The 20,810-nt window shown below is 30.3% G+C and carries 18 protein-coding genes; 1 reads left to right on the forward strand and 17 read right to left on the reverse strand.

The annotated features are described in order from the left end of the window. Window positions 1-33 precede the first annotated feature (33 nt). The 12 genes from ABXG81_RS05575 to ABXG81_RS05630 all read right to left on the reverse strand — a co-directional run bounded on the left by ABXG81_RS05575 (window position 34) and on the right by ABXG81_RS05630 (window position 15,495). The gene (locus ABXG81_RS05575) at window positions 34-3,474 is read right to left on the reverse strand and encodes an FtsX-like permease family protein (RefSeq protein ID WP_353528481.1); all 3,441 of its coding nucleotides are present in this window, start codon (window positions 3,472-3,474) and stop codon (window positions 34-36) included. A gap of 4 nt (window positions 3,475-3,478) precedes the next feature. Continuing rightward, complete coding sequence (locus ABXG81_RS05580; protein ID WP_288222899.1) at window positions 3,479-4,180, reverse strand: ABC transporter ATP-binding protein; 702 nt, start codon at window positions 4,178-4,180, stop codon at window positions 3,479-3,481. Between the two features lie 436 nt (window positions 4,181-4,616). Next, the gene (locus ABXG81_RS05585) at window positions 4,617-4,784 is read right to left on the reverse strand and encodes a hypothetical protein (RefSeq protein WP_181965122.1); all 168 of its coding nucleotides are present in this window, start codon (window positions 4,782-4,784) and stop codon (window positions 4,617-4,619) included. An 845-nt stretch (window positions 4,785-5,629) separates the two neighbouring features. Then, window positions 5,630-6,517 (reverse strand): type I-E CRISPR-associated endoribonuclease Cas2e, encoded by an 888-nt coding sequence (gene cas2e, locus ABXG81_RS05590; RefSeq protein ID WP_316122363.1) that lies wholly within the window; start codon window positions 6,515-6,517, stop codon window positions 5,630-5,632. Beyond that, on the reverse strand, window positions 6,517-7,455 hold the full coding sequence (cas1e, locus tag ABXG81_RS05595) for a type I-E CRISPR-associated endonuclease Cas1e (RefSeq protein WP_117521467.1): 939 nt from the start codon (window positions 7,453-7,455) through the stop codon (window positions 6,517-6,519). Before cas1e ends, cas2e begins: the two co-directional genes overlap by 1 nt. Window position 7,456: 1 nt before the next feature. Beyond that, window positions 7,457-8,098 carry a type I-E CRISPR-associated protein Cas6/Cse3/CasE gene (gene cas6e / locus ABXG81_RS05600; protein WP_209813888.1) on the reverse strand — a complete coding sequence of 214 codons (642 nt, stop codon included), beginning with the start codon at window positions 8,096-8,098 and terminating at the stop codon, window positions 7,457-7,459. 11 nt (window positions 8,099-8,109) lie between these two features. Continuing rightward, on the reverse strand, window positions 8,110-8,826 hold the full coding sequence (cas5e, locus tag ABXG81_RS05605; protein WP_316122364.1) for a type I-E CRISPR-associated protein Cas5/CasD: 717 nt from the start codon (window positions 8,824-8,826) through the stop codon (window positions 8,110-8,112). A gap of 9 nt (window positions 8,827-8,835) precedes the next feature. Next, window positions 8,836-9,909, reverse strand: a complete 1,074-nt coding sequence (cas7e, locus tag ABXG81_RS05610) for a type I-E CRISPR-associated protein Cas7/Cse4/CasC (protein ID WP_353528484.1) — start codon at window positions 9,907-9,909, stop codon at window positions 8,836-8,838. Then, window positions 9,902-10,522, reverse strand: coding sequence for a type I-E CRISPR-associated protein Cse2/CasB (casB, locus tag ABXG81_RS05615; protein WP_353528485.1), 621 nt, complete (start codon window positions 10,520-10,522; stop codon window positions 9,902-9,904). The genes cas7e and casB overlap by 8 nt, the downstream gene beginning before the upstream one ends. After that, entirely contained in the window at window positions 10,523-12,196 is a 1,674-nt protein-coding gene (locus ABXG81_RS05620; RefSeq protein ID WP_353528487.1) for a type I-E CRISPR-associated protein Cse1/CasA, read from the reverse strand. Continuing rightward, window positions 12,183-14,948 (reverse strand): CRISPR-associated helicase Cas3', encoded by a 2,766-nt coding sequence (cas3, locus tag ABXG81_RS05625; protein WP_353528488.1) that lies wholly within the window; start codon window positions 14,946-14,948, stop codon window positions 12,183-12,185. The genes ABXG81_RS05620 and cas3 overlap by 14 nt, the downstream gene beginning before the upstream one ends. A gap of 1 nt (window position 14,949) precedes the next feature. After that, entirely contained in the window at window positions 14,950-15,495 is a 546-nt protein-coding gene (locus ABXG81_RS05630; RefSeq protein WP_316115948.1) for a thermonuclease family protein, read from the reverse strand. Between the two features lie 82 nt (window positions 15,496-15,577). Here ABXG81_RS05630 and ABXG81_RS05635 point away from each other — a divergent pair, with 82 nt between their 5' ends. Next, window positions 15,578-15,865, forward strand: coding sequence for a cupin domain-containing protein (locus ABXG81_RS05635; RefSeq protein ID WP_117521452.1), 288 nt, complete (start codon window positions 15,578-15,580; stop codon window positions 15,863-15,865). A gap of 40 nt (window positions 15,866-15,905) precedes the next feature. On the opposite strand, the gene ABXG81_RS05640 is transcribed toward ABXG81_RS05635, so the two are convergent. From ABXG81_RS05640 to eno, 5 genes are all read right to left on the reverse strand, one after another. Next, complete coding sequence (locus ABXG81_RS05640) at window positions 15,906-16,397, reverse strand: hypothetical protein (RefSeq protein ID WP_353528489.1); 492 nt, start codon at window positions 16,395-16,397, stop codon at window positions 15,906-15,908. 91 nt (window positions 16,398-16,488) lie between these two features. Beyond that, window positions 16,489-16,932, reverse strand: a complete 444-nt coding sequence (gene smpB, locus ABXG81_RS05645; protein WP_353528490.1) for an SsrA-binding protein SmpB — start codon at window positions 16,930-16,932, stop codon at window positions 16,489-16,491. Continuing rightward, window positions 16,913-19,036 carry a ribonuclease R gene (gene rnr / locus ABXG81_RS05650; RefSeq protein WP_353528491.1) on the reverse strand — a complete coding sequence of 708 codons (2,124 nt, stop codon included), beginning with the start codon at window positions 19,034-19,036 and terminating at the stop codon, window positions 16,913-16,915. Before rnr ends, smpB begins: the two co-directional genes overlap by 20 nt. A 52-nt stretch (window positions 19,037-19,088) precedes the next feature. Beyond that, on the reverse strand, window positions 19,089-19,316 hold the full coding sequence (gene secG, locus ABXG81_RS05655; protein ID WP_209813874.1) for a preprotein translocase subunit SecG: 228 nt from the start codon (window positions 19,314-19,316) through the stop codon (window positions 19,089-19,091). 173 nt (window positions 19,317-19,489) lie between these two features. Continuing rightward, window positions 19,490-20,785 (reverse strand): phosphopyruvate hydratase, encoded by a 1,296-nt coding sequence (gene eno / locus ABXG81_RS05660; RefSeq protein WP_316111993.1) that lies wholly within the window; start codon window positions 20,783-20,785, stop codon window positions 19,490-19,492. Between the last annotated feature and the right edge of the window lie 25 nt (window positions 20,786-20,810).

Here is a 20,810-nt window from a genome sequence, read left to right on the forward strand (position 1 = left end):
AATTACAAGTAAAAACAAGGCCAAAGCCCTGTTTTACTCTCCACTGCTCATAGCTTCTGCCATGTCAATTTTTTTAAGCTTTTTATGAACTACAAATAGTAAAACTATCGAAATTCCAATTGTTATTAGCCCACTTATTAAAAATGAACTCGGATGAACCCTATATGATAATAATATATTTTCTGGTGCTACTACATAAATTATATACCTAAACATCGCATAACCTAAACCATATCCTACAATTATACCAAGTATTGTAAGCATAAATATTTCTCTAAAAATATAGCTCGTTACTTCTTTTGGATAGAATCCTAAAACTTTTATAGTTGCAAGTTCTCTTTTTCGCTCACTTACATTAATATTTATTAAATTATATAAAACTACTAAGGCAAGCAATACTGAAATTAATGTAATGACAGCTATTACAATATTCAGATTATCCATAAGTACATCCATAGATGCATAAATTACGCTTGCATCAATTATAGAATTTACAGCCGATTCATCTTCAATATTTTCTATAATCTCATCAGCATCTCCTCTTAAATAATAAGCATTAGTTTGAGGATATTTGCCTACTATTTTTTTAAATTTATCTTTACTAATAAATATATAATCACCAGTATAGTTTTCGATTATGCCTGATATTGGCAGATCAAAGTACTTTCCCTGATATTGGATATTTAGATTTTCATTAGTTTTTAAATTTAAAACATCCGATGCCTTTTCAGATATGACAGCATCTTCATTAGTTAAATCAATAGAATCTCTTTTTGGACTTCTTAAGGTAAAAAAGTCCTTAATATTATTATCTTCTGGAATTACTAAATTGAACTTGCGGCTTACACCATTCCTTTTAATAGTCATTTCTTCAAATCTAATAGGCATAGAACTGTAGTTTTTGATTACTTCTTGGAACTTTTTTAAATCACTATCCTTGGCTTTTTCATCTACCATGGCTATTACATCATAATGACTTATCTGATTTTGTTGTAAATTAACAGTATCTTTTATCGAATCTATCATAGCAAATCCAAAAAAAGTAAGAGCTGTGCACCCTCCTATACCAAATAGGGTCATAAACATCCTTGACTTATACCTGAATAGATTTCTTGAGGTAATTTTTTGCATAAAGGATAGCTTCTTCCAAATCGGACTTATTTTTTCAAGCAAGATTTTCTTACCACTATCGGGAGATTTTGCTCTTAATAAGGCTGCAGGTGTCTCTTTTACAGTTTGATTTGATACAACAAAAATAGTTACAGCAATTAAAAAAGTTGATAATATTACTGCAAAAATTATATATGGAAGTGAATTTACATAATCTACTGATAGATTAGAAAATCCTGATGAATAAGCATCAATTATAACACCAGCTACTACATATCTACCTATCAGGGAACCTATTATCGAACCTATTAGTGTTGGTATTATTCCATAGATGTAAAATCTTTGACTAATTTGATTATCAGTGTAACCCAAGGATTTCAATGTTCCATTTATCATCCTTTGCTCATCTATATAGCGTTTCATAGTTGTAAGGGTTACAAGCATTGCTACAAGATAAAAAAATGTTGGAAATACTTTTGTAAGCTCATCCATATTTAGACTATTTTGATGATAAGTCTTTATACCTTGGTTGTCATAAATTGTTTCTATATCATAAACTGGATTACTTAGCCTTGATAAAGTATCTTTATTTTCTTCTATATCTTTTTGTCCATCTTTGATTTCACCCAAGGCATTAGTTTCTTTTTCTTTGAAAGCTTTATAATTTTTTTGATATTCATCCTCACCGTCCAAAAGTTTTTGATAAGATTTTTTTAGTTCCTCTTTACCTTCAACTTCTCTATTTTCCAGCTCCTTTTTACCATTATTGTAGTTAGCCCAACCATTATCTATATCAGCTTTTTTTTGGTTTATCTCATTAAGTGCCTTATCTAATTGCGCCTTTCCATTTGCTTTCTTATTTTCTAGTTCACTTTTCCCTGATTTTAACTTAGACCAACCATCATTTAACATTTGTCTTTTTTGTTCTATATCAGCTTGGCTTTTATCAAGATTTTCTTTTTCTTTATTATATTTATTTTCTAAGTCTTTACTTTTTATCTGATAGTCTGATAAATCTCTTTTATATGCTTCTCTTGAACTAGCTAATTCAATTTTTAATGCATTAATATCTTGATCATTAACATTTGTTGAAGTATCTGGTGAATTTTCTTTTTGTTTTATAAGATCTTCTAAGTGTGCTGATTTCTGATCTATTTCGGCTTTTGTTCTATCTAGTTTATCTTTGCTATCTTTTAATTTTTGACGATAAGGAGAAAACTCTGCATTTAATTTATCATAGCCTACATTCATTTTTTCCTGACCACTTTTTAGTTCAGCTTCTCCAGCTTCTAATTCTTTTTGCTTTTTATTTATTTGATTTTCCGCTGTTTTTATTTCATAATTATATTCTTTTAGATTTTGCTCGTATTTAACGCGACCTTGGTCAAGCTTTTTTTGACCATCTATAAGCTCAACTCTGGCATTCTCTAGATCTATTTTTCCCTTAGCAATTTGATCATCTAAAGTTTTTTTACCATTTTCATAATCTCTATATCCTTGATCTAGCTCTGCTCTTGATGATTCTAGTTTATTTTCACCTTCATCTAATTGATTTCTGACATCATTTACATCTTTTTGAGCCTTATCTAATTCTTTATTGGCATCTTTTTTTATATCTTTAAGAACTTCATGTGGTCTATTTTTTATAGCCTCTTCAATATTTTCCTGTTTTCTCTCAACAAAATCCTTATATTCACTAGAATTTTTATCAATTCCCTTAGTTTTTTTATAGACAATATTTGCTTCACCAAATTTATCTGTATCAAAGTTTTCATCTAATATATATCCATAACCACTAAGCTCTTTTTTGGCAGTAAATGAAAGCTCTCTCATATCTTCCATAAAATAATCGGAACTTTTAAAGAATCCAACTACTTTATAGGAAAGATTATTCATAGTCTTTTCATCAGTTTGGGAATTCTCTATATAGGAAAACTTTAGCTTATCCCCTATTTTATAATAATTTGAAAGGCTTGTGTCAAGAGCAATTTCATTTTTATGCTCTGGCATTCTACCTTCAATAACTGCCGATTTAGCTATAGATTTATTATAGGATTTTAATCTGATTAGATTTTCATCTTCGATTAAATCACTTGTTTTAACCATAGTCATCTTTTCTATATCAGGATCTCTTTTTAAAATCATTTCATCTTCATAATCTAGACCGTAAGTTGATCTTACTATAATGTCAGGATGGACATAAGTCTTTAATGAGTTATTTAAGGTTTTTCTCATACTTGCACCTGTCATTGTTAGGGCAACAACTACAAGAGATGCTAGTCCTACCATAGTTGCAATTGAGATTACCTTACCCTTTGTATTTTTAATATCTCTTAAAATATTAGTTATATATGTCTTATTCACTAGATCACCACTCAATATTTTCAATTGGCTCTGGCTTAGTATTTGCCTTATCTTCTATAACTTTACCATCTCTTAATTCTATTACATAATCTGCCATTGGCTTTATAAGAGAATTGTGAGTTATTATTATAACTGTAGCTCCCATTTTATGAGAAGCATCTTGTAGGAGTTTTAGGATGTTTTTCCCAGTTTCATAATCAAGTGCGCCAGTAGGCTCATCACACAATAAAATTTTTGGATTTTTAGCAAGAGCCCTAGCTATAGCAACTCTTTGCTGTTCCCCTCCTGATAATTGAGCCGGAAAGTTCTCTAATCTATTATTTAAACCTACATTTGCTAATACTTCACTTGCATCAATTGGATTATCTGATATTTCACTAGCGAGTTCAACATTTTCAAGTGCTGTAAGATTTGGTATCAAATTATAATGCTGAAAAACAAAACCTACCTCATTACGCCTATAATTTGTAAGTTCCATTTCGTTAAGTTTTGCTAAATCTTTATTATCTATTAAAATCTGACCGCTTGTAGCCTGCTCCATACCACCTAATATATTTAATAGAGTCGTTTTTCCAGCACCAGATGCTCCAACTATTACCAAAAGCTTGCCTTCATCTAAGCTAAAGCTAATGCCATCATTTGCAACTATGGTATTTCTACCAGATTTATACTCTTTTGTTACATTATTTAATTCTATATATGCCATAATTAGCCTCTCTAACTTGTGTATAATAGATTATTATACCAAAATAAGCATTTATAACGATACTTATAAGCTATAGTAATTGTAGAAAGTTCTTTTCATTTAAAAAACCAATCAAAATTAATGTTAAATCTTGAAGCAAAATTACTAGTTTTTATATTTTTAAAAGCCTCAATAACTTCATCTAAACCATAATTTACTATAAGCTTATTAAGATCAATAGTCCATTTATATTAGAAATTATAATTTCTATAGGTATTACATTAGTAAGCAAGTTCCATTCACGAGTGATCTTGTCAAAACTATTATAATTGCTTGAGCACTTACTAGCATAAGTACTTGTTTTATGGGTATTTAATAGTCTTTCTTCTTCTTCATAATCTTTAACTATATTTACCTTTTGCTCATCTGGTCTTTTCTTTTCAAAGATTTCTGTCTCCTAACGAACAATCACACCATTTTCACGAACAGGATAGTACCTTATATAGCCTTCTTTTATAAATTCATCAACACCTGACCTAAATAATTTTATTCCATCTGTTGAATGAGTTATAACCTCATTAAAATAAATCACTAAATCACCAGGCAAAAATAAAAAATAAGTCATTATTCCTTTAGATTTGAAACGCAAATTCTTATCATTTAAATATTCATTATCAAAAATGGTAAAATTTTCTATTTTTTGAATTATTTTAGCTATAATAATATTATCCTTTATTTATGTATAGAAATTTTAGGAGAATATTCCCTAATTTTTACATTTATTAAACATTTATTAAAAAATAAAGAATATCCCGCGTATGCGGGATAAACAAGAATTAGTAAACAACTTAAATAACAAAAACAGGATCACCCCCGCGTATGCGGGATAAACGTTACTTTACTGTCACGCCCGCCAGAGTACACAGGATCACCCCCGCGTATGCGGGATAAACATGGGAGTTCACTGGAAATACTAGTCCAGTCAAGGATCACCCCCGCGTATGCGGGATAAACTTGTCGTGATACTTAGCATATATAAGCCATTGAGGATCACCCCCGCGTATGCGGGATAAACATGACAAAGTAGAGGTGCTTAAAAATGGGGATAGGATCACCCCCGCGTATGCGGGATAAACTCGTCCTCTGTGTACTCTTCAGACTCTATTTTAGGATCACCCCCGCGTATGCGGGATAAACATGGATTTAAAAACTCTTATCCATTGTTTTTTAGGATCACCCCCGCGTATGCGGGATAAACAGAAGGTCTTTGCAAATGTAAGTAAGTTTAATGGGATCACCCCCGCGTATGCGGGATAAACCTCCTTAAGAACTGTCAATCTTTCACCTGCATAGGATCACCCCCCGCGTATGCGGGATAAACTGTTTAGCTTACCATCAAAGGCTGCCATTGGGAGGATCACCCCCGCGTATGCGGGATAAACAGTAATTTGATCCTTATTTTTAGCCAATCTATTTTATTTTTTCTTTAAAAAAATTTACTTTTGTTGAAAGCTCATAGGTTAATCTGGCATCAGCTAGAGCCCTGTGTGGTACTTCTTTATCGATCCCATATGATTTTAATGCTGTTTCTAGTTTATAGTTTTCTAGCATTATTTTTTCTTTTTTTACATATCTCATTAAGTCTATGGTCTGATTTTTTATATGTCCTAAATTATGTTTATTTAGAGACTTATTTAAAAAATTTATATCAAAGTTATTTCCGTAATTTACTATGGTTAACCCCTTGATAAAATCTAGTAGTGCTATTAGAGCTTCTTTTTCATCTTCTCCATTTTTTTCTAAAAACTCATCAGTTATTCCGGTAAGGTTTACTATTTCTTTAGGTAAACTATGATCTATTTTTATGGATGTAGCAAATTCTTCTAAATTTCCATTATAGAGTTTTACACATCCAATTTCTATTATACTATTTTTATTAAAATCTAATCCATCTGTTTCTATATCTATTACTACATATGATGGTGATTTTTTTGTTTGTTTTTGAAATTGTCGTGCTTTCCTCAATTTTGAGGCTCTACTGTATCCTAATTTCACTTGATCATTTACTTTGATCTTTTCTTTTTTATCTACCATTACTAAAGGTATGCCATCAAAATCTATAATAGAAATATCTTTGCTGTTTGTTTTAAAGTCATAACCTATTTCATTACGTGAAGCATAGCATATTGTAGCTTCGCCTTCTTTTACATTTTCTATTACTCTTTTCCAAAGCTCTTCTCGTACTTTGCTATTAAAGTTTCCTATATATACCCCTGTATCTATTTCTTGCATCCATTTTGTAAGATCACCACGGAGTGATGAAGGAGTCTTTTTTAATGTTATTACTGTAAACGGCATTAGTACTCACTATAATTTATTCCATATTCTACATGCTCTTCTTTATCATCCCATAGATGAATTTGATCTATTTCTATTTCTTCTTCTTTGGGTGTTTCCAAAAGATATTGCACATCTTTTACTATTCGTTCCATTAATTTTTCTTTTTGTATAGCATCTCTGATAGCTTTTCTTGTGATAGTTTCAATATCTTCGTTTTCTAGATTTAATGAAGCTACTTCAAATGAAATAGGTATTGTTATTTCTGCCTTATATAAATCTGCGATATCATACACAAATGCTAAATCATGTCCAGAGTGAACAAAACCTAGTCCTGGTGATATTCCAAGTGCTACTATTATGCTATGGACTAATCCATACAAAGCAACATTTGCTACCGATAAAGCTTTATTAACTTGATCTGATTTGTCAAAATCATCTGGATCATAGACTCTACCTGACCATTCTACATTATATTTTTTTGAATTATCTTTGTATATTTTACGGACTCTTGTTCCTTCTTTACCACGCAATTGTTGGATTGTTAGATTGCTTACATCTTCATTTAAAAATCTCATCTGATACATTTTTCTAGCAACGGCCGCTCTACTTCGAGTATTCGAAACTAATTTCGCTTGTTTCTCTAAATATCTTGAAGAATGGCTAAGGCTTCTACCATGGGCATATTGCCTTACACCGTTTTCTCCTACCCATACCATTGCACAACCTGTATCTCCAATAAGTTCCACTGCCCTATGGCTAATATCCGTTCCTGGACCTAGGATCAAAACACCAATCATTGCACAAGGGATTTTTACTATTCCTCGACTGTCTAAAAAAATAATTGCACTATCTTGTCTATTAATTTTTGCATGCTCTACATATATAAAGCTAACCCTATCTGATATTCTAGGAAGTTCATTTATTTCTGCCTTTTTTGCTCCAAATGATTTTTTCATATTACTTATCCAAAATTATTGTCATAAGACCAAATCCATATGCTTTTTTCTTTCCTATACCAGAAATAAGAGTCTCTATCATTTTTTCTTTATCCGCTATTTTTAGTTTTCCTTCATAAGTAACTTGATCTAAATTTATTTTCTTTGAATTATTTGAATGTTTAAAAGGCACTACTTTTCTTTCTGTTATCAAAAAATCATCCTCACTTAAAGAAAAACCATTTTTTAAAGATCTATCTAATAAATATTTAGCGAATTCTGATGCTTTTAGGGGAATTATCTTGCCTCTTTGAGACTTATCCATTTGATTTTTTACGGAAACAGTTGGATTTAAAACTACTTTAAATCGTGCTATATCCCCATTTTGAAGTTTATTTAAAAATGGACCATAATCCTTACTAGAAGCTGTGCCTTCTACACCATATTTTTCCAATTTATTTAAGTCTGGTTTTATTTCACTTACAAGTAATAAATAATTTTTGCCATTAAGTTGATCTATCCTCCAAAGCTTTCTGCTGCGGGTTTTGTTTTTTATTTCGTCAGGAAAACTTTCTTCAATCCAACTATGATAAGCATTTAAATTAGATAATTTTTTGAGGTTCATTCTATTATTAAAATCAATTTCTACTCTTGACATATACATAATAAATCCTCCTAAAGGCTTCCATAAGCATCATGCTCATCATAAACTGTATTATTATTTTCGCTTGATGGATCGATTAAATTTATTATTAACTGGCTTTCATTTCTATATTGGTATTTTCTTTCTTTTTGAGAAAAAGATATAACCATATCTCTTCTTTTGGATACTTTTAAATTTTTTTCAATAGAAGCATCCATGTAGCAAGATACAGCATTATCATTATGTTTTTTATACCAATTTTTAGCCTGCCATGGATAACTTTTTAAGATATCTATTATGTCGTCTTCAAAAACTCCAAGTAAAAAATCTGCTGGTGGTGGACATGATCTTCTGCCCATAAACGTCTGAAAATATGGATTTTGAATATTTTCATATATTTCTTCGATAAATTTATCATCATCATGACTTAAGGCTACTACAAATATTGCATCTTCAAGATAATAACGATTAGTAACATAAGTCCTATCAAAATTTCCGTTATTTTTAAATTTTTGTACTGTATGGTAGTCTCTTAACAAATTCCCCTGTTGATCTATTCTTACTGCGTATGTTAGTTCGTTTAATTTTTTAATTTTACTATCTTCATCTCTTTTATATCCAAAACTTGCAGCTATTAGACCTATTAATGCACTTTTTGATGGATATAGGTCTGTTTGCCTTGTTTCAAAATGGGAATTAGTTCCCCGTGATTGAAGAGGTCCTGCAAATTTTAATAGTATTGTTTTCAAAAAATCACCCTACCAATTTGATAACTCTGTATCTAGGAAATTACCTAAATCATCTATTAACTCATTTAATGAATTTTCATTTTCAATTTCATCAGAAGAAAAATTATAATTATTTAAGTCTAAGATAAATGTTTTTTGAGCTTTGTTTACAAATTTTTCTACCTTTTCATTTTCATTCAACAAAGCATTTACAGATTTTTCTACATAGCCTTCATTTGATCTTATCGGATTCTCAAAGGCTGAGACTAAGTTTACTGGTCTATCATCTCTTAAGGTAACCATTACAAATTGAGGAAGGGTTTGATTGGCAAATGTATTTACTTTTCCTGTTGGAAGACTATTTGCAAATGATTTTACAAATAATCTGCCAGTATTTAATACAGCTTTTTTATTTTCCAATTGTTTATATAGTTCATGAATGGCTACATTTGCATATCGGTAAAGAGTTGATGAATTAAATTCTACTGTTCCAAGCATGCCTGCACCAGCATTTTCTTCTGGTGCGAGGTCATCTACTGCTGTAAAAAAGTCAAATTCTGTATCTACTGAGTGAGTTGAAATTGCATGAGCTACTTGGCTTGATGCATCTTCGTTCAATGATGGATCATCTGCAACCATTCTACCAAACAAGGCTATATCTACGGCAGGATTATTTCTTAATATTTCTTTTAAATATTTTTTATCATTATTTTCCCCAATAGCAGCTTTTGCTAATTCTTTAGCCTGACTATCTCCCAAAAAGAAAAGAGCTTTTGCTTTTCCATCTTTGGTTTTTACACCAGCATCATTTATTATTTTTTCTGCTAAGCTAAAAGCATCTTCTTGTTTGCTAGGTTCAATTTCAATTATTTTATCAGCTACAAACTGTACAATATCTTTTGTTCTGACTCCCACATTTTCTTGCTCACTTTGTTCATAAAAATAAGTTCTCATTGCTCTTTTCCAAGATTGGGAGCTAACTCTAGCTCTTTTTACCCCACCATATTGGCAAGTTTTTGGACTTCCTGTATCATCTCTATTTATATTTGAAGGTGGCAATGTTTGTATTGCGTGAACATCTAGGAATAGTCTATTATTACTCATTTTCTTCTCCTTTGTTATCTTTTTCTTTGTTTGTGAATTTATAGTATTCTTTAGCCCAGCTAAGCTTAATATTTTCTCTCATACTTGGTATTTGGAAATAGTATAAATCTTGGGCTAGTTTTGCATAGTTTACCTTTTGATCTGACCTAGACTTTAATAAAGAGATTAGTTGTCTTAGGTGAAAAGTAAACTCTTCAAAAGTATCTGCACTTATCATAGCATTAAATCTTCTATCCGTTGATTTTGCATTTTCATCAGTTCTTAAAACTTTTAATGCATATCCTATATTTTTGTATTTATTTTCATCATTAGCTTCTAATAATACACTTTGGCTATTTCCTTGCTGATGAACAGCAAATATTTGTAGGCTTGTAATTATAGCTTTTTCTTGATATGACAAATCTCCATATTCACTAATAAATGAATCTGGTAGATATTTATAAAGGATAGAAAAAATCTCGATTGTCTGTGAATAAGGTTTTGATATAGAGCTTCTAAGATTTGATAATGTTGCTTTGGTTGCTGGTGTATCTAAGTTACTTGTAAATTTATTTAAAATACTAGCAGTCACTCCATAAACACTTTCTTTTTTTGTATTGACTTTATCAGTCATTTAGGCCTCCTTTCTTAGTTGTTTATTTAAAAAGAAATTGAAAGAATTATAAGCGGTTATAATATTGTGAGTTTTTTCATCAATTGTTACACCTTTATAGTCTCTTGGATTAGCATTTGCTAAAATTCTATCGGCTTCAGTTCTTACAATTTTTTCTAATATATTTCTCCACTCTTCTATTTTTTTATCTTTACTATCATTTAGGGTAATAGATGATAGCCAATTCTTAAATGGATCATTTAGTAAAAAATATAGATTCTCTACATTTTGTTCTACAAAATTATCTGCCTGTTGATTTCTAATTAGTTTTATTTCTTTTAAAAATCTTCTGTAAGTGATATCTAAGATCTCTTTTGTTTCATTTATAGTATCTTCAATGCGGATAACCCATCCATTTTCTGATAAATCTGTCGCTACAAAATCGTTAATGTTTAAATAGTCATATATTTCATTAACTGGAACCCAGCTTGTAGCATTGCCATCATCTTCCATACTTATAGAATTAATAGTAAATTTGTAATCTCCAAGAGTACTCTTTATACTTTCTAAATGATCCATTAAACCTACTTTCCAAACATCACTTGTATTTGGATTTAAGGCAAGCAAACCAAATGATCTCCATAAACTAACATCCCTTTTATGTTTTTTGGGTGTAAAAAACCCCTTATTGGGTCCACTTTCATTTTTTCTCCATGTTGTCATAAGTTCTAGGCTTTGATTTTGATGTTCTAAATCTAATAGTTTTACAACTTCAAATGAGAATTCTCTATCCAAATCTGTGTCTGGATCAATATATATGGCTCTAGAATACCTAGTGTAAAGCTCTGACAAATTATTTACTAAAGATTTTGATAAATCCTCATTTACATTTTCCTGTGGAGAATATTCCCAAGCTGGTTTTTGTTTATTAGCATTAAAATCTGCTGGATGAACCAAGATTAAATTAAGCATCAAAGTCTCAAACAAATTATTTCCAGTAAAATAAATACCACCAATATCGTATAGCCATCCCTTAGATGGAGTAAATTTATCGTCAATATCTGTAAATTTTGTCTTATCACCTGTCCCAGTGTATCCGTGATATGTGATTAACCACCTTGCTATTTCTGCTTCTGTAGTTAAGTTTTTGCTAGAAGCATCTTTTCCTGCAAATAATGAAATTTTATTATTACTTTCTGTTATAGTTCTATTTATATTCTTTATACTTATGTTGGTTCCTTTTTTATTTTTAGTATTATTCCTAATAATATCTTCACTCACTTGCATAAATGGATATTTATCATCAAATAGATAAAATCTGTCATGACATTTTTCAAAATATTCATTTACGATATATGGAAATTCTCCTGCTTTCCATAGATTTTTCCATGTTCTTTTTAAATCTTTTTTATAATCTTTTAGATCATCTTCTTCAACATCTTCTAACTGACGATAGTCTTCATCTAATTCTAAATATTCATAAGAAATACCATCAGCATCAAATCTAGAAAACACAGTCTGTAAAATTGCAAGCAATATTCTAAGAACAGCAAAATCTTGTGTTTTCATTTCACCTGCTAGATCTTTATAATTGCTTGCATTAGAAAATAATTCTTTTAACGATATTTCTTTTGTGTTTCCGTTATTATCTATAACTAAAATCCAATTTTCATCTATTAAATTAAAGCTTGTCACTATCTCCCTTCCTTTCATAAGATAGTCCGTATTTATTTGAGTATTTTAATATATAATCACCAATCTCAAAAAAACCGTTTTCATTAAAAATTATACCCAAAGAACCCTTTAGCCATGCACTATCTTGAAATTTAGGTAAATATTCCAAATTATATTTTTCTAAAAAATTTATTGTTTTGTTTATATTATAATTTTCTGTAAGAATTTGCGGTAACTTTAAGGTGTTTGCAGCTATAAGTTTTGATATGTGAGGATCATCCATTTTTTCGTAAATGTAATTATCATATCCAAATAATCCTACGCCATTTTTATTTTCTTGAAGAGCTATAACTTCTATAGTTTCTTTTGTATCACGAACCTGCGCAAAGGCTGCTTCTTCAGTATTTACCTCATTACTATTATTTAACCAACCTATTATAGTTTCACCTTCATCTTCTAAAAAATCTGTATCTGGATTTCCTATTCTAAATACTTTGGCTTTTTCCTTTTGTCGCTCAATTAACCTCAAATGTTCATTTCTAAAGTTTTTATAAACACTATCTAAATTTTTATCTAATTTTATATCTTCATCTGAATATATCTTTTGTACAAGTTTTGATAAATCATCTGGAATTATAATTTCATTTGATAAAAAGTATTGACTGCGTGTTAGAAGATATGAGCTATATATAAATGACGATCCTTCATCAAATTCTAATTTTTCTGATGTTCCTATTACATATAAAGTAGGCTTTTTATAATATTCATTTCTTTTTATATCATGTCTTTGAAGTCTTCCTATTCTTTGTAAAATCAAGTCAATTGGAGCAAGTTCTGTTATCATAACATCAAAATCTATATCTAAAGATTGTTCTATTACTTGAGTACCTATATATATTTTCTTATCGGGTCTACTAGCATTTTTCCCTATTTGCTTTAATAGTTCTTCTTCTTTTTTTATTCTATGAGTATCTATAAATCTTGAATGTATCAATTCAAATGAGTCATTGCCAAAATTTTCCTCTACTACTTTTGCTAAATCTTGAGCTTTTTTTACAGTATTAACTATAATTCCTATATTTCCACCCTGCTTATATAAGGAGCTAATTAGCTTTATTAAATTATCTTCTTCTTTTCTTATAACTTCTATTTTCTTTTTGGAAGTTTTTCCGAATTTATCTTCATATTTAATTACTGAGCCATCATTATAGGTAATTAGTGGATAAGTAAATGCTGCTATTTGTCGATCATGTTTTTGTTTTCGTGTTTTTATGCCCTTGCCTATTAGATATTCTTTTATAAGTTCTTCTCTTTTTTCAGCTGGTAGAGTGGCAGACAATATTATGACTGGCACATTATAAGCTCCCATCCATCTTAAGGCTTGGTATAAGTATTGGTTCATATATGCATCATAAGCATGAACTTCATCTATTATTATAACTTTTTTACTAAATCCTAAATGTCTTAGAAAAAGATGTTTTTGCTTTAGTGATAGTAGCAAAAATTGATCAATGGTTCCTACTACAAAGTCATCTAAAATTGCAGATTTTTTTCCAGAAAACCATTCATTTACAATTACACTAGGATGATCTTCATAGTTTGCATCTGTATTTATATTTTTGGCAAGCTTTTGAAAATCTTCATTCAGATATGCTTTGCCGTGTATTAATCTTAAACTTAAACTATCATCAAAATCAGCCACTAAACTTTCTAGCCACTTATTTACTCTCGGAAAAATCCCATTTGTCGTAGCCTGTGTTGGCAGGGCAAAAAATAATCCGCTAGCTCCTTTTTTTTGAGCAAGTAATTCTACGCCATACAAAGCAGCTTCAGTCTTTCCCATACCCATAGGTGCTTCAAATATAAAAATACCTGGATCATTTGTATCCAAAATTGTTTCTATAAATCTTTCTTGGTGTTTGTTTGGATAAAAACCAAATCTTTTATTAAAACTTTCTTTATAATCAAAGTTATAATCTGCTTGCCAAAGCTCAGTTTTAAACCATTTTGCAAATCCTTCTTCAGCACGTTTTTCTAGATTAAAGTCTATGCTATCATATATAGAAAATAGGGGAAAATATTTTGTATTACTTGCTATCCAGTCTGCCATAATTAAAAGTCCAGTCAATATTACTTGACCAACTTGATTTATTTCTGGCAAATCATCTATATTTTCAAAACCACTTGAATTTAAAGCCCATGAAAAAAAATATTTTTGTATCTGTTCCCATTTTTGATATATTGGATTTGTACTTTTTTCTTCTTGATAATAATTTGATTCGTAGGCAATTTGATTTTTAATTGTAGTAAAGTCATCAACCGGTTTTCCATGGTGGGCGCCTACAATAGAGCCTATATCTTCTTTTACACCGTATCTATACAGTATATATTCACTTGCTATACTATGATGAGATTTATTCATTGAAGGCAAATTAATATTTGATATTCCAAAAAATCCAGCCTGTTCTAATTTTTCTTTTAGTATCTTATCTAAATCATTTGAGTTTGCAAAACCTTTTTTAATTTGAAACGCTGGGGTAGCCTTGCCTATATCATGGCAAGCTCCCAAAAACATAACAAGATTTTTTGCAATATTTTCATCCCCATTAGCTATAGAATTTATAACTATATTTTTTTGTGAATCACTCAGCCAATGCTCCCACAACAAGGATGATACTTTTTGAGTATCAGATAGGTGAATATATAGTGGCATCCACTCAAAATTTCCATTTGTATCTTGTTTTTTTGCCCATAAGCTTTTATATACTTCCATGTTATTCTCCTAAACCCCGCAGTCCTACTTTTTTTATCTTTGCCTCAGATTCAATATTTCTAAAAATATCTCTATAGTGAGTATCTGGTTTATATTCTCTAGCCCTCGCATATCCATCTCTTACTAAAATTCCATTTACCATTTGATTTTCTATTTCTTCATAAGTCGGATGATTTGGTTTTTCTGGTGGATTTAGCCAAACATATCTTAACAATCTTCCATATTTATCAGTATCTGAAGTATCTTTTTCTAAGTAAACTATTTGATCTTTTAATAAATTTTTGCTAAATTCTGATGCTTCTTTTCCCCAAGGCTGAGATATATTTCTTTTTGGATTATATTCTGGGGTGTCTACACCTATAAATCTTACTTTTTGATTTTCATTTTTTATTTTAACTACTGCCGTATCTCCATCTACAACTCTTACTATCCTACCTGTTTCATAATCACTATTCGTATTGTTAAAGAAATCTATATTATTTATTAATGCGATACCTAGTATTATAAAAATAGCTAGTATGTTAGAAATTTTTTTATTATTCTTCATTTTACTCTCCTTTTTTTGCGCATATATAGATTATAACTAAATAGACAGTAAAATGTAAGTAATAAATTTTTTAGGAGGGTTTATGAAATATTCTATTAAAGATTTTGATGAAAAGGTGCAACATATATACCAAAATGATAATCAAGTAGTTACTCACTTAAACATAAAAGCTGATCAAATAATACCTACACATGATACTTCTATGTCTGTGGTAGTTGTAATTTATGAAGGGGAAGTTATATTTACTGAAGAAGACAAAGAATTTACTATAAGACCTGGTGATATTATCCAATTAGATCCAGGTCTAGCTCATAGTTTAAAAGCTACTAAAGATAGTAAGCTAATGGTAATAAAATCGGACTTAAAATAAAAAAACCAGGGGGTTATTCCCTGGTTTTAAAATTCTAGATTTATCTTCTAGACATGCAGCCTACTTTTTTATCAGAATTGCTATTTTTCAAGTAGTTGCGGCACATATTATAAAGTTTTGCTTGATCTTTTAGACCAAATGTTTCTGGGTCTACATTATTTTCTAACATATAATTTCTGCAAGAATTATAGAGATTGTTCATATCATCATAGGTAAAGTTATCAGTTTCAAAGCCTAGTTTATTCATAGCTTCTAGGCAAGCATTATACATATATGATTTTTCTTCTTGACTTAGATCATTATATTCGTTTGATTTAACATAGGCTACATCAGTTTGGTCTATAGCATTTATATCACTTTTATCTAAGGATGTTAAATCAAAGTTTTCAAAGTTATTTTTATTTTTTTTCACTGTATTTTCAGCTTGTACATCTATAATTTGAGGGTTTAAGTCTTGCTCAGTCTTTTGAGAATTAACTCCAAAACCTGTAAGTAAGGCACCTGATAAAATTATTGGTAATACTTTTCTCATATTGTCCTCCTTTAAGTTACTGGACTATTATACCATTTTTTTATTTTATTTTAAATTAAAATAAAAATCGACAATGATTATGGTCGACTGCTTAATAGTTTTTTAGGGCCCTGTCTATCCTACGATCTGCTTCTTTTCTTTTTATAGTTTCACGCTTATCATATTGCTTTTTACCCTTAGCTAGGGCAATTTGGATTTTTACTAGACCATCTCTTTCATATACACTTAAGGGCACTATAGTATAACCATCTTGGGTCTTTTTTCCTATTAAATTGTTTATTTCCTTTTTGTGTAATAATAATTTTCTTGTGCGTGTTGGATCTATACTTTGTTCATAGGCTTCTTTAAAGGGAGTCACATGCATGCCATAGACAAACATCTCCCCATTCCTATCGCCTATATAGCTTTCTTTGATACTAACTTTACCCTGTTTCATACTCTTTACTTCACTTCCTAAAAGTTCTATGCCTGCTTCATATTTTTTTTCTATGAAGTAGTCATGGAAAGCTTTTTTATTATTCGCTAATTGTTTCATTTTCCTCCAATAAATTAAAATCTATATTTCTATCATATATATCGACATTTAATACATTTATTTTTACCTTATCACCTATAGAATAGTATTTTTTTTTGTCTGTATTAAAGGCTTTTAGGCTATCTTCTTGATATTCAAAACGCTCATTAGAAAACTTATACATAAACAAGCCTTCAACGGTATTTTCCAATTCTACAAAAATTCCAAAGTCGGTTATAGATGATATTGTTCCATCAAATTTTTCTCCAATGAACCTACGCATATACTTACACTTCATAAGATCTTCTACGTCTCTCTCGCAATCTTCGCTTCGTCTTTCTGTCATAGATAGATGTTCACTTGATTTTTCTAAACTCATCTCAAGGCTTACCTGATTTAGCTTAGTAAGATTATTTTCTATATATTTTTTTAATAGTCTATGAACTATAAGGTCTGGATAACGCCTAATAGGACTTGTAAAGTGAGTGTAAAACTCTGTAGAAAGTCCGAAGTGTATATCACGTTTTTTGCTATATTTTGCTTTGTGCATAGTACGAAGCATGAGTAAATTTATGATATTCTCTTCATCTTCTCCTTCTACCTCTTCTAAGATCCTTTGAAAATCTTTAGGATATAGTTCATTTCCTCTAATATTATATCCCATAGTATTTAAAGCACGCTTAAAATTATCTAGTTTTTCAGTAGATGGTTTTTCGTGTATACGGTATATAAAAGGAAAATCCATATAACCAAATAATGTAGCTACTGTTTCATTAGCTGCTAGCATGAATTCTTCTATCATCTTATTACCAGATCCACGTTCATGGACTGATATATTAAGTACTTTACCATCTTCTCTTACGTCTATCTGGCTCTCAGTAAAATTAAAGTCTATAGCTCCTCTTTCTTCACGTTTTCTTCTTAAAATCTTATGAAGTTCATCAAATAATAAAAGTTTTTCTTTTAATAATTCATCATCATAAACAGTTTCATCATTATGATCAATAAAGTTATTTACATCGTCATAGACTAATCTATGGTCTGAATTTATGACCGCCTTATAGAAATCATTAGCAATAACCTTTCCTTTTCCATCTATAGTCATTTTTAATGATAAAGTTAGTCTATCCACATTAGGATTCAGTGAGCAGATTCCATTAGAAAGTTCTTTTGGAAGCATTGGGATTACAACATTATATAAATATGTTGAATTCCCCCTGTCATAGGCATCATTATCTAGGCTTCTTCCTTTTTTTACATAATGGGATACATCCGCTATATGGACGTATAAATCATAGTTGTTACCATTTTTCTCTATTGATATTGCATCATCAAAATCCTTAGAGTCTCTTCCATCTATAGTAACGGTAAATAAATCTCTAAAATCTGTACGATTTTTATAATCATCTGGATTAACTTCTTTATCTATATATAAAACTTCTTTTTTGGTTTCTTTCGAAAATTGATAAGGTACACCATGTTGTGCAACAAGCGAGTATACATCAACATTATTATCATTTTTATGTCCAATTATCTCAACAATTCTACCTTCTGGCTTGCCTTTTTTGGGATAATTAATAATTTCAACTACGACCTTATCCTTATTCTTTGCTCCATGAGATAATTTTTTTTCTATATAAATATCTTGAGTCATTGATTTATTATCTGCTATAACAAAACCAAAACCTTTTGACTCTTGAAAAGTACCTACTACTCTTGTGTTTCCACGTTCTATAATTTCTACAACACGTCCTTCTGCGTTGCGACCTTTTTCTTCCTTTTTAGTAATTTCGATGCGAACCTTATCATTATCAAAGGCGCCTTTGAGCTTATCTTTGCCAATGTATACATCATTAAAATCTTTATTATCTGAAATAAAAAAACCATAACCACCTTGAGCTAATGAAATTTTTCCTAGTAAAGATGTTTCTTCTAAGCTTAATGGCATAATTCTCTTCTTATGGGAAATGCGGATTTTATTTTCCTTTTCTAACTCTTTAAGTTCATCGACTATAGCAGATTTTGTGTATTTGTCAGCTTTCATATAATTTTCAAGATCTTTAATTGTCATTGGTTCATAGTTTTCATCGTAAATAATATTTAACATTAGTTCTTTTAGGTTCATCTCTTATCCTTTTCTCTAATAAAAAAGAGGCTAGAGTTATATCTATAGCCTCTTACATAACTGCAAGCATTATAATACTAGCTAAAAATAGTAGTACTCCTCCTGCAATTACAACTTTATCTAACATTTCGTTTTTAGTTCTATGAGCACTTCTACCAAACACGTTTGTTTCTTGTCCAGTAAGTGTTCCTAGTCCTTCAGTTTTTGGATCTTGCATTGTAACAGCTACAATTATTATAGCAGATGCAATCATCAAAAGTACTGCAAAGAAATTTTCCATCAAGACACCTCCGTTTTCATCACTCATTATAATACCACAGAAAATGTCATTTAGCAATTACCCTATAGATTAAGCTGTTATTATATTACCCATCTTTCTCAAATGAAATAAATAATTCCTTTCAAAAGAAAAAAACGGAGCCTTTAACCCCGTTTTTTTTACTTACCATCAACTTATTTATTAATATTATAAAATGCATCTAATCCTTTAAATTCTGCATTTTCCCAAAGTTCATCTTCAATTCTTAATAATTGATTATATTTAGCTACTCTATCTGTTCTTGATGGAGCACCTGTTTTGATTTGTCCAGCATTAACAGCTACTACAAGATCTGCTATAGTAACATCTTCTGTTTCACCAGATCTATGAGAAACTACTGCTGTATATCCAGCTTGCTTAGCCATTTCAATAGCATTAAGTGTCTCTGTAAGAGATCCTATTTGGTTAACTTTTACAAGTATTGAGTTTGCTACATTTTCTTTGATACCTTTTTCAAGTCTTTGTGTATTTGTTACAAATAAATCATCACCTACAAGTTGAACTCTATCTCCAAGTCTTTCAGTAAGTTTGGACCATCCTTCCCAATCATTTTCGTCAAGTCCATCTTCTATTGAAATGATTGGGTATTTTTCTACAAGGCTTTCTAACCAGTCTATCATTTCTTCTTCTGTGTAAACTGTTCCTTCACCTTCTAAATGATATTTACCATCTTCTTTATTGTAAAATTCACTTGAAGCGCAGTCCATAGCTATATATACATCTTTTCCTGGTTCATATCCAGCTTTTTTGATGGCTTCTACTATAATTTCTAGAGCTTCTTCGTTTGATTTAAGATTTGGAGCAAATCCACCTTCATCACCTACAGCTGTATTGTATCCTTTTTCTTTTAATACTTTTTTAAGGTTATGGAATACTTCTGTACCTATTTGTAGAGCATTTGCAAAGCTATCAGCTCCTAGTGGGAAGATCATAAATTCTTGAATGTCCACTGAGTTATCAGCATGTTCTCCACCGTTTAAAATATTCATCATTGGAGTTGGAAGAAGTTTTGCATTTGGCCCACCAAGATAAGCATAAAGTGGAAGTCCTAATTCATCTGCTGCAGCTTTTGCTACTGCTAAAGAAACTCCAAGGATAGCATTTGCTCCTAAATTTCCTTTGTTTTCTGTTCCGTCTAGTTCTAGCATTCTATTATCTATGCCTACTTGATCAGTAACATCATATACTAAGATTAGTTCATCAGCTATTTTTTCATTAACATTATCTACTGCTTGGATTACTGATTTTCCTAAGAAATAATCTTCGTTATTATCTCTAAGTTCTACAGCTTCCCATTCACCTGTTGATGCACCTGATGGTACTGAAGCACGACCAAAACCGCCAAGTTCTGTTTCTACTTCAACTTCTACTGTTGGATTTCCTCTTGAATCTAGGATTTGTCTTGCATATACACTTGTAATTAAACTCATTATTAATCTCCTTTATATATAAATA

This window comes from Anaerococcus nagyae, assembly GCF_040364225.1.
Taxonomy (GTDB): Bacteria; Bacillota; Clostridia; order Tissierellales; family Peptoniphilaceae; genus Anaerococcus; species Anaerococcus nagyae.

Coding starts and splice junctions, on each gene's coding strand:
- ABXG81_RS05585 (WP_181965122.1), bottom strand. CDS start 4,784: ATGACTTATTTTTTATTTTTGCCTGGTGATTTAGTGATTTATTTTAAT.
- eno (WP_316111993.1), bottom strand. CDS start 20,785: ATGAGTTTAATTACAAGTGTATATGCAAGACAAATCCTAGATTCAAGA.
- ABXG81_RS05640 (WP_353528489.1), bottom strand. CDS start 16,397: ATGAGAAAAGTATTACCAATAATTTTATCAGGTGCCTTACTTACAGGT.
- rnr (WP_353528491.1), bottom strand. CDS start 19,036: ATGAACCTAAAAGAACTAATGTTAAATATTATTTACGATGAAAACTAT.
- cas6e (WP_209813888.1), bottom strand. CDS start 8,098: ATGTATATGTCAAGAGTAGAAATTGATTTTAATAATAGAATGAACCTC.
- smpB (WP_353528490.1), bottom strand. CDS start 16,932: ATGAAACAATTAGCGAATAATAAAAAAGCTTTCCATGACTACTTCATA.
- cas1e (WP_117521467.1), bottom strand. CDS start 7,455: ATGAAAAAATCATTTGGAGCAAAAAAGGCAGAAATAAATGAACTTCCT.
- ABXG81_RS05635 (WP_117521452.1), top strand. CDS start 15,578: ATGAAATATTCTATTAAAGATTTTGATGAAAAGGTGCAACATATATAC.
- secG (WP_209813874.1), bottom strand. CDS start 19,316: ATGGAAAATTTCTTTGCAGTACTTTTGATGATTGCATCTGCTATAATA.
- ABXG81_RS05580 (WP_288222899.1), bottom strand. CDS start 4,180: ATGGCATATATAGAATTAAATAATGTAACAAAAGAGTATAAATCTGGT.
- cas2e (WP_316122363.1), bottom strand. CDS start 6,517: ATGCCGTTTACAGTAATAACATTAAAAAAGACTCCTTCATCACTCCGT.
- ABXG81_RS05630 (WP_316115948.1), bottom strand. CDS start 15,495: ATGAAGAATAATAAAAAAATTTCTAACATACTAGCTATTTTTATAATA.
- cas7e (WP_353528484.1), bottom strand. CDS start 9,909: ATGAGTAATAATAGACTATTCCTAGATGTTCACGCAATACAAACATTG.
- cas3 (WP_353528488.1), bottom strand. CDS start 14,948: ATGGAAGTATATAAAAGCTTATGGGCAAAAAAACAAGATACAAATGGA.
- casB (WP_353528485.1), bottom strand. CDS start 10,522: ATGACTGATAAAGTCAATACAAAAAAAGAAAGTGTTTATGGAGTGACT.